The following is a 15,516-nucleotide window of genomic DNA, read 5'->3' on the forward strand; positions in this document are numbered from 1 at the left end:
ACATATAGCCTTCTGGCAATGCCAGTGGTGGAGAGGAAACATGACAAGCTCCGAAGTACGCGATCAGGGAAAAATCGTAACCGCGACGGCCGACCATGAAGCGGGAGAGGTCGACGCGTCTGCTTTCTTCAGATGTACGCCCGAGCGATTGTTTCGTGCACTCGTCTCCGATGAAATCTGCAAATGGTGGGTCAGGCCCGGTGTGTTCGACACGCGTGAATGGAGCGGTGAGGTCTGGGAAGGTGGAGCGTGGAAGGCTACCGGCGTCGGCGGTGGTCAGCCTTATCGGCTAGAAGGCGAGTTCGTGGTCATCGATGCGCCGCGCAAACTCACGCAGACGTGGAAACCGGCTGGCGCTCCTATCGCTCCGGCGTTGCTGAGTTACACGCTGGAACCCTCGAACGATGGCGTTCAACTTCGACTTCGTCACACGAACCTCACGAACCCGGACATCTGCGAAAAGACGCGGGCGGGTTGGGAGACGAGCCTCTCGCGGCTTCAGGAAATCATCTCGCCTGAACCGGGAGGTTCAAGCAATGGCCTATGATGAAGAGCTGGCAATTCGCGTAAGGACGCATCTCTCCATTGCTGGTGAGGTCGTTGAAAGGCGCATGATGGGCGCGTTGTGTTTCATGCTCCACGGGCACATGTGTTGTGGTGTGACCGGGAATGCATTGATGGTGAGAGTGGGGCGGGACGACTACGAAGCGGCGCTTGAGGAGGACCATGTGCGGCCGATGGACATATCCGGACGCATACTGCGCGGTTTCGTGCTTGTCGATCCTCCGGGTGTGAAGACCGGTCGGTCATTGAGATTCTGGATCGGACGCGCGTGTGGGCTAGTCTCAACGCTCCCGGCGCGCGAGGGATAACAGCGAAGACAGCGGGTTGTATCTCGGCGCTTTGCGAAAACGGCTTTCGTTCCAGAAAGCTGCGTTCGGCTATTGCATATCAAGCAACCGTTCCAGATATTCCTTTTCCAATGCAGGGCTCAACGCGTCGCCAAGCCGCTTGCGGATCGCATCCAGGATACGGCGCGCACGTTGGGTATCGATTTCGTCGGGGACTTCGACCGAGTCGCCAAAATCGGGACCCGTCGTTGCCTGGGGGCGGCCGAGCGGGTCGCGACCATTGTTACCCTGCCGATAGCCTTGCTCGCCGCCACCTTGCTCGCCGCGCATCGCCTGCTGCATCTGGTTCATCATGTCCTGCGCGCCGCGCCGCAATGCCTCTAGCGCACGCCCTTGCTCGCCGACGGCTTGTTCGCCCTCGCCCTCACCGAGTGCTCCCTCGGCCTGTCCCATCGCCTCGCCGGCCTCACCGAAACCTTCTCCAGGCTTTATACCCAGCCCTTCGAGCCCATCCATAAGGCCCTGCAGATCCTGTCGCAGCGAACCTTGGCCCTGTTGCAAACCGCGCATGGCATCCGCAAACTCCTGCGGTGACATGCCTTGGCCCTGCCCGGGTTGTTGTCCCTGCCCGGGTTGTTGGCCCTGACCCGGCTGGTTCTGGCCCTGTTGATCCTGCTGTCCTTGTTCGCCCTGCTGGCCCTGTTGCCCACGCTGCATCTGGTCCATGCGGAAGGTCTCGTTCATCAACTCCTGCTGACGGCGCATAAGATTGCCGAGCTCGTCCATCTGCTGACGCATTTCCGATTGCTGGTTGCCGGACTGACCTTGCTGAGAACGCCCGGCCTGCAGGTTGTTCATCATGTTTTCGAGCTGCGAAAGAAGCTCTTGTGCCTGATCGCGCGCGCCGGATTTGGCCAGTTCCTCGATCTGATCGAGCATGCGGTCCAGATCGTTCTGGCTCAACATCTCGCTGTTTTCCGGCATTTGTTGCGCCATGTTGGGATTCTGCTGGGCACGTTCGGCGAACTCGCGCATGAACTCCTGCATGGCACTGCGCAGCTCGTCCATGAGGCGAGCGATTTCCTCTTCGCTCGCGCCGTCTTCCAGAGCCTTCTTCAGGGCTTCCTGCGCCTGCCGCAATCGCTTCTCCGCAGCGGTCAGATCGCCGTCCTCGATGATGAGCGCGATCTCCCAAAGGTAATCGACAACGTCGCGGAGTTGGTCGTCGGTCTGGGCGGTTTTCAATCGTGACCGTGCGGCTGAAATGCCGAGAAACTGCGACAGTTCTGTCAGCGTTTCCTCAGGCCAGGTCATGACGGCGTCCATCATCGCGAGCACGCGCGGCTTCTTGTTGGCGTCAAGCGCCAGAACGCGCCTTTGCTCGATAAGCGCCTTGGCGAGCGGATTGGTGAAAATCCGTTCCGGAAGGGTGAAGACCTTCTTGTCGCTTCGTGCTTCCTGTCCGGCATCGTCGACGGCACGCAGGGTCGTGGCCACCGAACTGCCGGCCCACGGATGTTCCGTGAGGTCGCGCGAGGTTTTTGCAGCGATTGTGCGTCCGTCGCGCCGTGGCAATGACAGGGGCAGCTCTGGTGCTTCGTAGAGAGGCCGTACATCGGGCATTTTGTGGGCCTGTTCGAACACCGCTTGCGCTTCCGCAGCACCGTAATCGTCCTCGATTTCGTAGGCGAGTTCCAATGCGCCATTCACAGCCCGCTTGGGATCTTCGGCGAAGCGGATTTCGGGGGGATTGTCGGGCGTCACCGAGAAGAGCCAGCCCTCGACCTCCTGTTCGTCGCGCTTCAGCACCAGTTTTCCATCTTCGCTCAGTGTGCTGGCAAAGCGCCGCGCGGTGCTGTCTGCCGACAGAGCGCCGCTCTGCGAGGCGCCCTCCGGCTCGATGGGCGTTTCCGTGTCGCCTGTGTCGAGGAAGGAGAGTGTTTCGGTTCCCGAGCCGCCTGTAACCCTGAGCGCCAGCATACTGCCTTGCGGCACCGTAAAACTTTCGGTTTCGCGGTTTGCCTCGGCTGTCAGATAAATGGGCGCACGGCGGGTGTAGGTGGGAGGTGTCACCCAGGCATCGATACGTGGCGGTACGACGTCCACTCCGCTATGGGCCCGAAACGCATCGAGGACGCTGCCGCCATAGGGGCCGGTGGAGAATGCAGCGGCAATGACCAGGAGCAAGGCCGCCGCCGCCCGTACGCCCCAGGGATCTTTCTCCGGGATGCCGGTTTCCGGCAGGTCTCCGTGTAGTTTGTCGAGCCGGCCGGCCATGCGTTTCTGGTGTTCTCGCCAAAGGGCATCGGCAAATCCGTCCTTGTTGCCGGCAAGCCGATCCGATTGTACGGCGACGGGTTCGTGCGTCAGTTTGTTGACACGCTCAATGCGCCGGTCGATCTCGGCTGGCCGGGGGTGGCGGAAACTGCGCAGGGGCCACAGCGATGCAAGGCCGAAGAGGCCGAGTATGCTGATGACGCCAAGGCGTGTCACATCGGGCATGAGCCTGAACAGGCCGAGCCAGGAAATGCTGAGGAACAGGCTGACAATGACCAGCAGCGGGAGGATAAGCGGCCATAAGCGCTCCACGAGCATGACGGAGCGGATGGCGAAGCGGGTGCGCGTCAGCCGCGCGAGCCGACCACCCATATGCGTCTGTCTTGAAGGTGTTTCAGTCATAGACGCTCTCAGCACATTGCCGCAGCGTGCGTGAATCACACGCCCTACCGTTCACAAGGATAGCAGCAAACACGGCGAAGGCGAGGCGGCGCGCGAAATTGTGATCCGCGCATTGCGGGTGTCTTCAGTCAACCAGCCAGGTTGGCATTGAATCCATCGCGATGAGCTCCTCGTAGCTCGGGCGGGAGCGAATGACATGAAATTCGTCCCCATTCACCAGCACTTCCGGCACGAGCGGACGCGAATTATAGGTACTTGCCTGGACGGCGCCATAGGCGCCGGCAGAGCCTATGGCGACGAGGTCGCCTGCCTTGAGGCTCGGAATCTTCCGGTCGAGCGCCAGATAGTCACCGGTTTCGCAAACCGGACCCACCACATCGGCGACAAGCGTCTCGGCGTTTTTTCCGGCCTCCGTCACGGGTCGGATAGAATGGAAGGCATCATAAAGCGTGGGGCGGATCAAATCGTTCATCGCCGCATCGACGATGACGAAATTCTTGGCTTCTCCCTCTTTCACGAAGACGACCTCGGAGACAAGAATGCCGGCATTTGCTGCAATCAGGCGGCCAGGTTCGAGCATCACCTTTAAGCCTAGTTTCGTCACATGTTTACGCACAACCTCGGCATAGGCGTCGGGCAAGGGCGGCTGGTTGCCGTCTTCGGCATAGGGTACGCCAAGCCCGCCGCCGAGATCCACATGTTCGATGGCGTGACCGTCGGCACGCAGCGTCTCGGTCAGTTCGGTGAGCAACGCGAAGGCGTCGTCAAAGGGTTGCAACTCGGTGATCTGACTGCCGATATGCATGTCGATGCCGGTGACATTGAGACCCGGTAGTTCCGCAGCACGCGCGTAAGCGGTGCGGGCATCCCGCCAGCCGATGCCGAATTTGTTTTCGGCCTTGCCGGTGGAGATTTTCTTGTGTGTTTTGGCGTCAACGTCCGGGTTGATCCGCAACGACACGTTTGCGGTCAGGCCCAGGGTTGTGGCGCGGGCGGAGAGTTGCTCAAGTTCCGGCATGGATTCCACATTGAAGCACAGAATCCCGGCATTCAGTGCGAAATCCATTTCCCGCGCGGTCTTGCCGACGCCTGAGAACAGTATTTTGTCGGCTGGAACGCCAGCTGCGAGCGCGCGGCGGAGTTCGCCTTCGGAGACGACATCCATGCCGGCGCCCAGGCGCGCGAGCGTGGCCAGAACGGCCTGGTTGGAGTTTGCCTTCATGGCGTAACAAACAAGCGCATCCAGCCCCTCGAAGGCTTCCGAGAATACGCGGTAATGACGCGTCAACGTTGCCGTGGAATAGCAATAGAATGGAGTTCCAACCGCCTCGGCGATGGCAGGCACCGGCACATTTTCGGCATGGAGCACGCCGTCACGATATTCGAAATGATTCACGGCAGCAGGCTTTCGGCTGAGCTGTTTTCCTGAAAGCGCCGTTAGACAGCGCAGGTTTTGTGCAACACGCCCCGGATTCAGAGTTCAGAGCAGTCCGTCCAGGATAAAGGGTCGGTCCTGAACGGGTTTGTCCGGTGCAGGTGGCATGGGCTCGTCGTTCTCTTCGGCCTGTTTTCGCGCGTCCACCGCTGCCTCGTAAGGCGAATCGAGCGGGGCCTTGCGCCCGCAGGCGGCTAAGCCAAGCGCGAAACCGAGCAAGACAAGGGTGAGCGTGCGGCGGGCCGTCATGAGCGTTCCATTCCTCGATGGTGTGTTGGCTGGGTTTTAGCGCTTTTTGACCGGGCTTGCATCCCGTTTCAGGCGTTTCTTCCAGTTACGGATCTGGCGCCGCACTTCCGATGGTGCGGTTCCGCCGTAGGATGTGCGGCTTTTCACGGAATTGCTGACCGAAAGGACGGAGAAGACACCCTCGTTGATAGCCGGGTTGATGGCCTGGAGATCTTCCAGCGCAAGCTTTTCCAGCCCGCATTTTCTTTCCTCGGCAAGCGCTACGGCGCGGCCCGTGACGTGATGGGCCTCGCGGAAAGGCAGGCCCGCCTCGCGCACCAGCCAGTCCGCAAGGTCTGTGGCGGTGGAGAAGCCGGCGCCGGCGGCTTTTTTCATGGCCTGAGTGTCGACATTCATATCGCCGACCATGCCGGTCATTGCGGCCAGCATAAGATCGAGTGTCTCAGCGGCGTCGAAGACGGCTTCTTTGTCTTCCTGCATGTCTTTCGAATATGCGAGGGGAAGCCCCTTCATCACCGTCAAAAGCGCGACCAGGTCGCCATTGATGCGGCCGGTCTTGGCGCGGATCAGTTCGGCGGCGTCAGGATTCTTCTTCTGCGGCATGATGGAGGAGCCGGTGGAGAAGGAATCCGACAGCCGCACGAAGCCGAATTGCGGCGTCGACCAAATGACGATTTCCTCGGCCAGCCGCGAAAGATGCGTGGCGCAGATCGCGGCAACCGAAAGAAATTCGAGTGCGAAGTCGCGGTCCGATACGGTGTCGATGGAGTTGCGGGTCGGTTCGCGGAATCCAAGTGCCTCCGCCGTCATGTGGCGGTCGACCGGAAAACCGGTGCCGGCGAGCGCGGCCACGCCGAGCGGGCCTTCGTTCAGGCGCTCGATGGCGTCGCGCACGCGCGAACGATCGCGGCCGAACATCTCGACATAGGCCATCATATGGTGGCCGAAGGTGACCGGTTGCGCGGACTGGAGATGGGTGAAGCCCGGCATCACGCTGGCGGCATGCTCTTCGGCCCGAGTGAGGAAGGCTTCAATCAGGCCACCCAGCGCGCCATCAATGCGCAGCAATTCTTCCTTGACCCAGAGGCGGAAGTCGAGCGCTACCTGATCGTTGCGCGAGCGGGCCGTATGCAGGCGACCTGCGGCGGGTCCGATCAATTCGGCCAGACGCGCCTCGATATTCATGTGGATGTCTTCAAGTCTGGCGGAAAAGGTGAACTTACCAGCCTCGATCTCTGACAGGATCGTGTTCAGCCCGTGAACGATGTTTTTTTCGTCCTCTGCCGAAATTATGCCAGTCTTCGCCAGCATGGCGGCATGTGCCAGACTTCCGCGTATATCCTGGGCGTAGAGCTTCTTGTCGAAACCGATGGATGCGTTGATCGCTTCCATGACGGCATCGGGTCCTGAGGCAAAACGTCCACCCCACATGCGGTTGCTGGCTTGGTCTTCGCTCATCATGATAACCGGGCGCTAGTGTGGAAAGAAATATGTCGAAGCAGAAACAAAAATTCCCGGCACTCCGCCTGGTTTTCCTGGCCGTCGCCGCGGGCGCCGTAGCGGGTGCGATTGCGGTATACGTGAAGGGCGGGTTGGATGGCAACATGGCCGCTACACCGATTGCGGCCGAGGCAGAGGATGCAGCCTGCACCGCCAAGCAGGCGCAGGCCAAGGCGGTTGGCGATGCGGCAACGGGACACGTGGCCGCGATGCTGGCGGCAGATCCGCCCCGTTCGCTGAATGCGCTGACGTTCGCGGGGCCCGAGGGTGAGGCGATGTCCATTGCGGACTTCGCAGGTCGCACGGTTCTGATGAATCTCTGGGCCACGTGGTGCACGCCATGCCGGGAGGAGATGCCCGCCCTGGATGCACTTCAGGCCGCGAAGGGCTCGGACGATTTCGAAGTGGTGGCGGTCAACGTGGATCGCGGCGGCGACGAAAAACCGACCGCCTTCCTTGAGGAAACCGGCATCCAGTCTCTTGGGTACTACCGCGACAATTCCATGAAGATATTCAACGACCTAAAGAGCCAGGGGCTGGCTCTCGGCCTGCCCGTGACCTTGTTGATCGATGAAGAGGGGTGCTTGCTGGCGCACATGAACGGTCCGGCAGAATGGGCAAGCCCCGATGCCGAGCGTCTCGTGGATGCGGCGCATTCAACCGGTAAATAAGGCGAGCACCGGGAAATTTTTTAATCACTGCGATCGCGGCGAGATCGGTCTGTTTTTTCAGGCGGCTTCGCGCGGTCGCCGATAGATACAGCCTTCGGCCTGGCCTTCAGCACCGCGCTTGAGTTCCACGCGGTCGAGTTCCGGAGATTTGTCCGCCAGCTTGTCGTAGATCCATTTGGCGAGGTTCTCCAGCGAGGGAACGGAGAGACCGTCGATGTCGTTCAGATACGTGTGGTCGAGCGTCTTGTGAATCTCCTCGATCTGCTTTTCAACCTCATAGAGATTGGCTGCCCAGCCATAGACGGGATCCGGGTCGCCGACCAGATGGACGGAGACTTTGAAGGAATGGCCGTGGAGACCGGAGTAGGGCTCCAGCTTGTGCGCTGCCTCGAAGGTGAATTCCTTGTACGTTTCCACTTCCTAAACCCCTGATCTGGAGATGTATTTATTGGTTTTTTGAGTGTCTTTCTCCCACGTGTTTTCGCGTTGGGAGACATGTAGACTTGAGGCCGTTATGAGGACCGGGCAATCTACTGTACAATCCTTTTGACTTAGAGCTTTGGCATCGGCTGCGGAGCGTGTCAATCGCCCGTAACGTGTAGGCCAAAAGACCGCTGTCGTTAACCTGTTGTTTGGTTAGCCGGCATTATCGTGGGCTGCGTTCCAGTATACGCCAGTAAAGAGGCTCAAGAAATGTACAAAAAGAATCTCATGGGAGGCTGGCTTGCGGCAGCGGCAATGCTGCTCTTCTCGGTTATGGCTCCTGCCAATGCACAGGACGCCGCTTTGTCGACGCCGCAGGGCGATGTCATTTTGACAGTTGACGGCAATATAGGCGCGACCAACGGTGAAGGGGTCGCGGATTTCGATCTCGCGATGCTTGAGACGCTTAAATCCGCAAAGATCCGCACAAGCACGCCTTGGTTCGACGATGTGGTCGAATTTGAGGGCGCGCTGCTTACCGAACTGATGGCGCTAGTCCAGGCAAATGGCGAAGAAGTGGTCGTAACGGCCCTGAACGATTACCAGGCGCCGGTGCCGATAGCGGATTTCGCCGCGCATGGCACCATTCTCGCCTACAAGCGGGATGGCAATTACATGCCAGTCAGCGACAAGGGGCCCTTGTTCATCATCTATCCGTACGATTCCGACCCGGAACTGAATACGCAGAAATTTTTCTCGCGTTCTGTATGGCAGGTTCGACGCTTTACCGTCCGGTAGGCGTCTGACAGGCTTTGTCCATGTCGGAACCGGGGAACAAAAAGATGAGGCGTCGCACAGCCTCGCGCGTCGTGCAGATGGTGCTGTCCATTGGCATGATCGCGTTGGCGATCGCGGCGCTTTATATCTCCGTTCTGGTTTTTCAGCGTCAGGAAGCGCTGACGCAGATCTTCCGCTACAACATCGCCTACAGCGCCAGCCAGGGCATGAACGAACTTCTGCGTTTTCGCCAGCGGCTCACGGCTATACTGGTTGAGCCGTCGCAAGCGAGCAAACAGGACGTGGAGTTGCGGTATCAGATCCTGGTCAGCAGGCTCAGCCTGTTCGAACAGGGTGAGTTTGTGAATTTCGTCTCGGCGATGCCCGAAAACCAGCAGACGGTGGATGAACTGGCCAATGCCGTGGATCAGATTTCTCGGTTCATCGGCCGGATCGACGATCCCGCAAACGCCCAGCGTGCACTCCAACTGACGGCTCCGCTGGAGAGCAAGATGGTGGCGCTTGCGTCCAAGGCCAATGAATACGGTGCGACGGCCCAGGCGAAAGACCAAGGCGAACTTCTCCGACTTCACTGGATATTCTCCGCGCTTGCGCTTTCCCTTGTCGTCACAGGCTTTGTCTTCATCGCCATGCTCAGATGGCAGCACCGGTTGCAGATCAGCGTCCAGCAGCGTCTGAAGGCGACCAATGAGGACTTGTTGCGGACAAGCGCTGAGCTCAGTGAAAGTGCTGCGGCGGCGCGGCGCGCAAACGAGGAACTGATCACGCAGAATCTGCTGTTCAATACCGCTTTGAACAACATGTCCCATGGCCTGTGCATGTTCGATGCAGAAGACCGTCTCATCGTCAGCAATCAGAAGATGGAGAGCATTTACGGTCTCACTCAGGAACAACTGCGGCTGGGAACCTCGCTGAACACGCTGATCGACCACATGGTCGACGCGGGTGCCAGTGCCGAAGACGAGGCCGAGCAACTCGCGCATCTGCAGTCGCGTCTCATCGAACAGGGCCGATCGGATACGTTGACGCAGGAATTGCGCGACGGGCGCACGATCCTGATTTCGCATCAGCCGATGCGTGGCGGTGGATGGGTCGCAACCTATGAGGACATCACGGAACGCCACAAGGCCCAGGCCCAGGTTGCCTATATGGCACGCCACGATACGCTCACCGATCTTCCGAACCGCATGATGATGCGTGAGCAACTCGAGGAAATTCTGGCGGGAAGCACCGAACGAGGTCTCTATACGGCCGTCATGTGCGTCGATCTCGACAATTTCAAGAGCATCAACGATACCCTCGGACATCCCGTCGGCGACGGTTTGCTGCGTGCCGTTGCCGGGCGCATTCGCAACACGGTGCGGGAAACGGATGCGGTTGCGCGTCTGGGGGGCGACGAGTTCGTCGTCGTCCAGGGAAACATCGAGAAACCGGAACAGGCAAGCAGCCTTGCCAAACGACTGATAGAGGCACTGGACGAACCCTATATTATCGAAGGGCATCAGGTGCTCACGGGTGCGAGCGTGGGCATCGCCGTCGCCAGTCTGGAACCGGAGGCCGACGATCTTCTGATGCAGGCCGATGTGGCGCTTTATCAGGCCAAGGGGGACGGTCGAGGCATTTTCCGCTTTTACGAACCGGGCATGAACAAGCGCTTGCAAAGGCGCCGCACGCTCGAGGCCGAGCTCCGCTCAGCCAATCTGGACGAACAGTTTCATGTCGTGTTCCAGCCCATAATCGGGCTGGGTTCGAACCAGGTCACGACGTTCGAGGCTTTGCTGCGCTGGACGCATCCGGTTCACGGACCGATTCCGCCCGACGAATTCATCCGGATCGCCGAGGAGACGGGCGCGATTGTCCAGCTTGGCGAATGGGTGCTGCGGCAGGTTTGCCTGGAGATGAAATCGTTGCCCGACGGTATCAACATCGCGGCGAACCTCTCGCCGATGCAGTTCAAGCGGGACGACATCGTTGAAACCGTCGCGCGGGTTCTCGTCGAAACCGATACACCGGCAAACCGGCTGGAGTTGGAAATCACCGAAACGCTCCTGCTCGAAGACAATCGTAAACTGCACGCAGATCTCCGGCGCCTTCGTCAGCTTGGAACGCGCATCTCCCTCGATGATTTCGGCACCGGTTACTCCTCGCTGAGTTATCTGCAGAAGTTCGCCTTCGACAAGGTCAAGATCGACCGCCTTTTCATCAAGGAGATCACCAAGAGTGCAGACCAGGCGGCGATCGTTCAGACGATCGTCAATCTGGCCTTCACGCTTGGTATGACGACGGTGGTGGAAGGCGTTGAGATGGAAGAACAGTTGCGCATTATCCGCGCTATGGGCTGCGACGAGGCGCAGGGCAATCTGTTCAGCAAGCCGATTCTCGCCAAGGAAATTCCAGCCTTTCTCGATGAACACAAGCGCAGACGTTACGCGGCCTGATCATCGCTCCTGGAGCGAAGATGCCCGACGCGCGGCGTCATTCGCGCCCCGCGCGCTCGCGGAAGATACGACGGATCACTTTGCCGGTGGTGGTCAACGGCATGGATTCGACGAAGGCGATTTCGCGGGGGTATTCGTGCGCTGAAAGCCGGTTGCGGACCCACAGGCGGATTTCTTCCGCCAGCGCCTCGCTTGGCTCCGTTCCTTCGCGAAGAACGATATAGGCCTTGACGATTTCCGTACGTATGGGATCGGGTTTGCCGACCGCAGCCGCGAGTGCGACTTTCGGGTGCCCGGTCAGACAATCCTCGATTTCGGTGGGGCCGATACGATAACCGGCAGATGTGATGACATCGTCGTCGCGCCCGACGAAGTGGACATAGCCTTCCTCGTCGCGGACGCCCTGATCGCCCGTGGTCATCCAGTCGCCGATGAACTTCCCGCGTGTTGCGCTTTCGTCTTCCCAGTATCCTAGGAACATGACCGGATCCGGCCGGAGGACGGCAATATCTCCTGCCTCGCCGTCGCGCACAGGCCGAGCCTCGCCGTCGATGATTGCGACGCGATGGCCGGGGACGGGAAGGCCGATAGCGCCAGGCTTGCCGATATGCAGTGCATGGCAGGAGGAGAGCACCAGATTGCACTCGGTCTGGCCGTAGAACTCGTTGATCTGCAGGCCCAGTTCGGCGCGGGCCCATTCGAAGGTTTCACGACCGAGCGCTTCGCCGCCGGAACCGATGGTGCGCAGAGAAAGGTCGAAGCGCGCTTGAATGTTCGCCACGCTTCTCAACATGCGCAACGCCGTCGGCGGGATAAAAGCGTTGCGAACCTTCATCTTCTCCATAAGGCTCAACGCCATCTCCGGATCGAATTTTTCGAAACGACCGGCGACCACGGGAGTGCCGAGATGGAGCCCGGGCAGGAGAACGTTGAGCAGACCGCCGGCCCAGGCCCAGTCGGCCGGGGTCCACAAAAGATCGCGCTCCTGGGGCAGGAACTCGTGGTGAAATTGTACGCCCGGCAGATGCCCCAGCAGGACACGATGCCCGTGCAGCGCGCCTTTCGGTGGTCCGGTGGTGCCGGAGGTGAAAATCATCATCGCTGGATCGTCGGGACCGGTGTCGGCGGGTGTGAAGGGTCCGGAATTATCGGCGACGATTTTGTGGAAGTCCCGTGCCCCGCTGTTCTCGCCGTCGATGTTGACGGTGAGTTGCAATGCCGGCAGGCGGTCGCGGATGCGGAAAACCTTCGCAAACCCGGCATCGTTTGTGATCACCGCGACCGCACCGGAGGTGAAAAGCCGATATTCGAGCGCTTCCGAGCCGAAGAGAAGGGCAAGTGGTACGGCGATGGCGCCGAGCTTGTATATGGCGGCATGGGCGATCGCGGTTTCGAAGCATTGCGGCAGGAGCAGCGCGATCCGGTCGCGCCGCTCGATGCCGGCCTTGGCAAGGCCGGCTGCGAGCGCGTCGGACTTTTGGGCAAGCGCGCCATAGGTGAGCGTTGCCAGTGGATCCTCGGCGCGATGTTCGAAAAGCGCGATGCGCTCCGGCACGCGAGCGGCCCAATCGTTGGAAATGGCGGTACCGATGTTGAACGCTTGCGGGATGTTCCAGCGGAACCCGTCGTAAAGCTTTCTGTAGCTTTCGCGCCGTTCAAGCATTCTCGCGATGGTTCCTCCCCTGTCCCGCACTGCGATGCTTCGGGGAAAATGGTGCCCCTGGCCGGACTCGAACCAGCACTCCTTGCGGAACTCGATTTTGAGTCGAGCGCGTCTACCAATTCCGCCACAGGGGCCCGCCGCGAACGGCCGGACAGGGTGCGGACTATACGGGGAAGGGGGCTTGCGTCAACACTTTGCGATGCAAATCGTCACGCCCGCCGTCTCTTTTGTCATGAGCGTTGCACCCGCCCGCTCCAAGGGCTAGACAAAGCACCTCATCGAGGGCCCTTCATGCTGCGCAAACTCTACGATTGGACCATGTCGCTCGCTGCCACACGGCATGCGGAGAAGGCTCTGGCTTCTGTATCTTTCATAGAGAGCTCGGTCTTTCCCATCCCCCCGGATGTGCTGCTGATCCCCATGGTGCTGTCCGAGCGCGCCAAATGGTTGCGCTATGCTTTTATTTGCACGATCAGTTCCGTTCTGGGTGCGCTCCTGGGCTATGCGATAGGGGCTTTTCTTTACGAGGCGGTCGGTCAGCCGATCCTTGCTTTCTACGGCAAGGAAAACGCGTTCGAACAGGTGGCCGGTTGGTACAATGAATGGGGAGGTTGGGGCGTGCTCTTTGCCGCTGTGACGCCGTTCCCATACAAGGTGCTCACAATCTTTTCGGGGGCGACCGGGCTCAATCTCATGATTTTTGTCGTCGTCTCGGTGATCGGTCGGGGGCTTCGCTTCTTTCTTGTGTCTTGGCTGCTCTACAAGTTCGGCCCACCGATTCGGCTCTTCATAGAGAAGAATCTCGGCCTTCTTTTCACCGTTTTCATGGTTTTGCTGATCGGCGGTTTCGTCGCCATACGCTATGTATTCTAGAGGCTCTGAATGTCCCTTTCCGCTCCCACCGGCGTCACCCAAACCTTAAGCGCCGGATTGCTGACCGTCGGAATGGCGGCAACGGTGGGCACCGCACTCGGATTCGAGCATATCGGTGGCTATATCCCCTGTCTTCTTTGTCTGGAGCAGCGCACGCCGTATTACATCGGCGCGCCGCTAATGCTGCTTGCGCTTTTGGCTTCCTGGCTGAAGGCGCCGCCCTTTGTAACGCGTGGACTCCTTCTCGCAGGTGGTGCGCTCATGCTCTACGGCATGGGGCTCGGCATCTACCACTCCGGTGTCGAATGGGGCTGGTGGGACGGTCCGGCCGATTGTGGCGCCGGTGCCGCGAATCGGGAATTCGGCGGCAATCTGCTCGATCAGTTGAATGCCGTGGTGCCACCGTCTTGTAGCGAGGCGGCGGGCCGTTTCCTCGGCTTGTCCTTTGCGGGCTGGAATGTGCTGGCAAGCGCGCTCTGGGCTGCCGTTGCACTGCGTGCCGCCTTCAAGCGGTAAACGCTTGGGTTCTGTCGCGCACTTGCGTGTTTTCAGGCCCCTTGTCGGCCAAATGCTTCGGCAGGGCTACGGCTCCAGTTCGACGTCCCAATAGAGATAATCCATCCAGCTCTCGTGAAGATAATTGGGTGGAAAAAGTCGCCCGTTATTATGCAGATCGTGCACGGTGGGGCGGTAAGGCCTCTGCTGAGGCCACATCTTGGCGCGGGCGGGCATAACGCCCCCCTTCTTTAGATTGCAGGGCGAGCAGGCCGCGACGACGTTCTCCCAGGAGGTTACACCGCCGAGGCGGCGTGGAATGACATGGTCGAAGGTCAGGTCTTCTCGGGTGCCGCAATACTGGCACTGGAAACGGTCGCGCAGGAAAACGTTGAAGCGTGTAAAGGCCGGGTAACGCGACGGCTTTACATAGGTTTTGAGGCTGATCACGCTCGGCAGTCTCATCGCGAAGGATGGCGAGGAGACTTGCTGCTCGTACTCGGCGACAATGTTGACCCGGTCCAGGAAGACTGCCTTGATGGCATCCTGCCACGACCACAGTGACAAAGGATAGTAACTGAGCGGTCTGTAATCCGCATTCAGCACCAGAGCAGGCATGCTGTCTGGCGAAGTCGCGATCGTCACGTCCTTGAAGCTCCTTCAACTGACCAAGTCGATCGATGCGGATACTGTAAGCCTGCCGTGACAGGAATGTGAAGCGCATATTTTGCTTTATGACGCTTCAAACACCTGGATTCTCGCAGTTTTTTACGTTGCTTGGGGCAAAGGAGCCGCTTCTTTGCCCTTCATCTCGCGATAATAGGCCCAAAACAGGCGTGCGGCGACCGCACGGAATGGTGCCCATGATTCGGCCAGCTTCGCCAGATCGCGTGTATCGGGCCGGTTCGGAAGCGCCAGAGCGTCGGCCACGGCGGCCTGTAGAGCCACGTCACCGGCCGGAAAAACGTCCGGATGGCCGGCCGATACCAGTAAGTAGACCTGTGCAGTCCATGGACCGATGCCCGGAATCGCGATGAGACGGGAAATGGCCTCGTCGGCATCGAGCTCGCAAAGTTTATCGAGGTCCAGTCCTTCCTCGCAAATCGCGTGCGAAAGCGCGACGATGGTGCGTTGCTTGGCACGCGACAGGCCTGCGGCGACCAGTGGTTCTTCTCCCGCGGAAAGAACGTTCGGGGGCGTGAGCGGGTCGATGAGATTGACGAGCCGTCCCTGGATGGCATCGGCGCTGGCGCGGGAGACCTGCTGCGATACGATGATCGAAACCAGACTTGCAAAGCCGGGTGTCGAACGCCTGAGTGGTACGTCACCCGAGCGCGCTCGCACAGCATGGAGCCGGCGGTCGATGGCCATCAGCGCGTCGAGCGCCTTTAGCATCTGCGCATCGGTGTCGATCCGGTCCATAGCGGCAATGTGTCCTCTT

15 protein-coding genes and 1 tRNA gene are annotated in these 15,516 nt (G+C 59.8%); 7 read left to right on the forward strand and 9 right to left on the reverse strand.

The annotated features are described in order from the left end of the window. Positions 1-40 precede the first annotated feature (40 nt). Positions 41-547 carry an SRPBCC family protein gene (locus tag QZ638_RS03335; protein ID WP_295806833.1) on the forward strand — a complete coding sequence of 169 codons (507 nt, stop codon included), beginning with the start codon at positions 41-43 and terminating at the stop codon, positions 545-547. Beyond that, positions 537-872 carry a TfoX/Sxy family protein gene (locus QZ638_RS03340; RefSeq protein ID WP_295806834.1) on the forward strand — a complete coding sequence of 112 codons (336 nt, stop codon included), beginning with the start codon at positions 537-539 and terminating at the stop codon, positions 870-872. Before QZ638_RS03335 ends, QZ638_RS03340 begins: the two co-directional genes overlap by 11 nt. Positions 873-941: 69 nt before the next feature. Here the strand turns inward: QZ638_RS03340 and QZ638_RS03345 are convergent, their stop codons facing one another. From QZ638_RS03345 to argH, 4 genes are all read right to left on the reverse strand, one after another. Continuing rightward, positions 942-3,530, reverse strand: coding sequence for a TIGR02302 family protein (locus QZ638_RS03345; protein WP_295806837.1), 2,589 nt, complete (start codon positions 3,528-3,530; stop codon positions 942-944). 124 nt (positions 3,531-3,654) lie between these two features. Further along, positions 3,655-4,926, reverse strand: coding sequence for a diaminopimelate decarboxylase (gene lysA / locus QZ638_RS03350; protein WP_295806841.1), 1,272 nt, complete (start codon positions 4,924-4,926; stop codon positions 3,655-3,657). An 84-nt stretch (positions 4,927-5,010) separates the two neighbouring features. Beyond that, the gene (locus QZ638_RS03355) at positions 5,011-5,214 is read right to left on the reverse strand and encodes a lipoprotein (RefSeq protein ID WP_295806842.1); all 204 of its coding nucleotides are present in this window, start codon (positions 5,212-5,214) and stop codon (positions 5,011-5,013) included. 36 nt (positions 5,215-5,250) lie between these two features. Continuing rightward, on the reverse strand, positions 5,251-6,672 hold the full coding sequence (gene argH, locus QZ638_RS03360; protein ID WP_295806847.1) for an argininosuccinate lyase: 1,422 nt from the start codon (positions 6,670-6,672) through the stop codon (positions 5,251-5,253). Positions 6,673-6,704: 32 nt separating this feature from the next. On the opposite strand from argH, the gene QZ638_RS03365 reads away from it, so the two are divergent. Then, positions 6,705-7,385: a TlpA disulfide reductase family protein gene (locus QZ638_RS03365; protein WP_295806850.1), complete on the forward strand. Its 681-nt coding sequence runs from the start codon at positions 6,705-6,707 to the stop codon at positions 7,383-7,385. Between the two features lie 57 nt (positions 7,386-7,442). On the opposite strand, the gene QZ638_RS03370 is transcribed toward QZ638_RS03365, so the two are convergent. Continuing rightward, a complete protein-coding gene (locus QZ638_RS03370) occupies positions 7,443-7,802 on the reverse strand; it encodes a 6-carboxytetrahydropterin synthase (RefSeq protein WP_295806853.1) in 360 nt (119 codons plus the stop codon). A gap of 321 nt (positions 7,803-8,123) precedes the next feature. On the opposite strand from QZ638_RS03370, the gene QZ638_RS03375 reads away from it, so the two are divergent. Together QZ638_RS03375 and QZ638_RS03380 are read left to right on the forward strand one after the other, a co-directional pair. Further along, complete coding sequence (locus QZ638_RS03375; protein ID WP_295806912.1) at positions 8,124-8,606, forward strand: oxidoreductase; 483 nt, start codon at positions 8,124-8,126, stop codon at positions 8,604-8,606. A 44-nt stretch (positions 8,607-8,650) separates the two neighbouring features. Beyond that, a complete protein-coding gene (locus QZ638_RS03380) occupies positions 8,651-11,044 on the forward strand; it encodes an EAL domain-containing protein (RefSeq protein WP_295806856.1) in 2,394 nt (797 codons plus the stop codon). A gap of 37 nt (positions 11,045-11,081) precedes the next feature. Here QZ638_RS03380 and QZ638_RS03385 read toward each other — a convergent pair whose 3' ends face one another. Continuing rightward, positions 11,082-12,707 (reverse strand): AMP-binding protein, encoded by a 1,626-nt coding sequence (locus tag QZ638_RS03385; protein ID WP_295806859.1) that lies wholly within the window; start codon positions 12,705-12,707, stop codon positions 11,082-11,084. Between the two features lie 49 nt (positions 12,708-12,756). Continuing rightward, positions 12,757-12,841 (reverse strand) — tRNA-Leu (locus tag QZ638_RS03390). 157 nt (positions 12,842-12,998) lie between these two features. Here QZ638_RS03390 and QZ638_RS03395 point away from each other — a divergent pair. Together QZ638_RS03395 and QZ638_RS03400 are read left to right on the forward strand one after the other, a co-directional pair. Further along, complete coding sequence (locus QZ638_RS03395; RefSeq protein WP_295806861.1) at positions 12,999-13,580, forward strand: YqaA family protein; 582 nt, start codon at positions 12,999-13,001, stop codon at positions 13,578-13,580. A gap of 9 nt (positions 13,581-13,589) precedes the next feature. Further along, positions 13,590-14,096 (forward strand): disulfide bond formation protein B, encoded by a 507-nt coding sequence (locus tag QZ638_RS03400; protein WP_295806863.1) that lies wholly within the window; start codon positions 13,590-13,592, stop codon positions 14,094-14,096. Between the two features lie 66 nt (positions 14,097-14,162). On the opposite strand, the gene QZ638_RS03405 is transcribed toward QZ638_RS03400, so the two are convergent. Both QZ638_RS03405 and QZ638_RS03410 read right to left on the reverse strand, forming a co-directional pair. Further along, entirely contained in the window at positions 14,163-14,720 is a 558-nt protein-coding gene (locus tag QZ638_RS03405; protein ID WP_295806865.1) for an HNH endonuclease, read from the reverse strand. A 123-nt stretch (positions 14,721-14,843) separates the two neighbouring features. Further along, positions 14,844-15,497 carry a DNA-3-methyladenine glycosylase 2 family protein gene (locus QZ638_RS03410; RefSeq protein WP_295806868.1) on the reverse strand — a complete coding sequence of 218 codons (654 nt, stop codon included), beginning with the start codon at positions 15,495-15,497 and terminating at the stop codon, positions 14,844-14,846. Positions 15,498-15,516 lie beyond the last annotated feature (19 nt).

The organism is uncultured Nitratireductor sp. (genome assembly GCF_913053745.1).
GTDB lineage: Bacteria > Pseudomonadota > Alphaproteobacteria > Rhizobiales > Rhizobiaceae > Nitratireductor.

Excerpts from the sequence above, each read along its gene's own strand:
- QZ638_RS03335 (WP_295806833.1), top strand. The coding sequence starts at position 41 with ATGACAAGCTCCGAAGTACGCGATCAGGGAAAAATCGTAACCGCGACG.
- QZ638_RS03340 (WP_295806834.1), top strand. The coding sequence starts at position 537 with ATGGCCTATGATGAAGAGCTGGCAATTCGCGTAAGGACGCATCTCTCC.
- QZ638_RS03345 (WP_295806837.1), bottom strand. The coding sequence starts at position 3,530 with ATGACTGAAACACCTTCAAGACAGACGCATATGGGTGGTCGGCTCGCG.
- QZ638_RS03355 (WP_295806842.1), bottom strand. The coding sequence starts at position 5,214 with ATGACGGCCCGCCGCACGCTCACCCTTGTCTTGCTCGGTTTCGCGCTT.
- argH (WP_295806847.1), bottom strand. The coding sequence starts at position 6,672 with ATGAGCGAAGACCAAGCCAGCAACCGCATGTGGGGTGGACGTTTTGCC.
- QZ638_RS03365 (WP_295806850.1), top strand. The coding sequence starts at position 6,705 with ATGTCGAAGCAGAAACAAAAATTCCCGGCACTCCGCCTGGTTTTCCTG.
- QZ638_RS03375 (WP_295806912.1), top strand. The coding sequence starts at position 8,124 with ATGCTGCTCTTCTCGGTTATGGCTCCTGCCAATGCACAGGACGCCGCT.
- QZ638_RS03380 (WP_295806856.1), top strand. The coding sequence starts at position 8,651 with ATGAGGCGTCGCACAGCCTCGCGCGTCGTGCAGATGGTGCTGTCCATT.
- QZ638_RS03385 (WP_295806859.1), bottom strand. The coding sequence starts at position 12,707 with ATGCTTGAACGGCGCGAAAGCTACAGAAAGCTTTACGACGGGTTCCGC.
- QZ638_RS03395 (WP_295806861.1), top strand. The coding sequence starts at position 12,999 with ATGCTGCGCAAACTCTACGATTGGACCATGTCGCTCGCTGCCACACGG.
- QZ638_RS03400 (WP_295806863.1), top strand. The coding sequence starts at position 13,590 with ATGTCCCTTTCCGCTCCCACCGGCGTCACCCAAACCTTAAGCGCCGGA.
- QZ638_RS03410 (WP_295806868.1), bottom strand. The coding sequence starts at position 15,497 with ATGGACCGGATCGACACCGATGCGCAGATGCTAAAGGCGCTCGACGCG.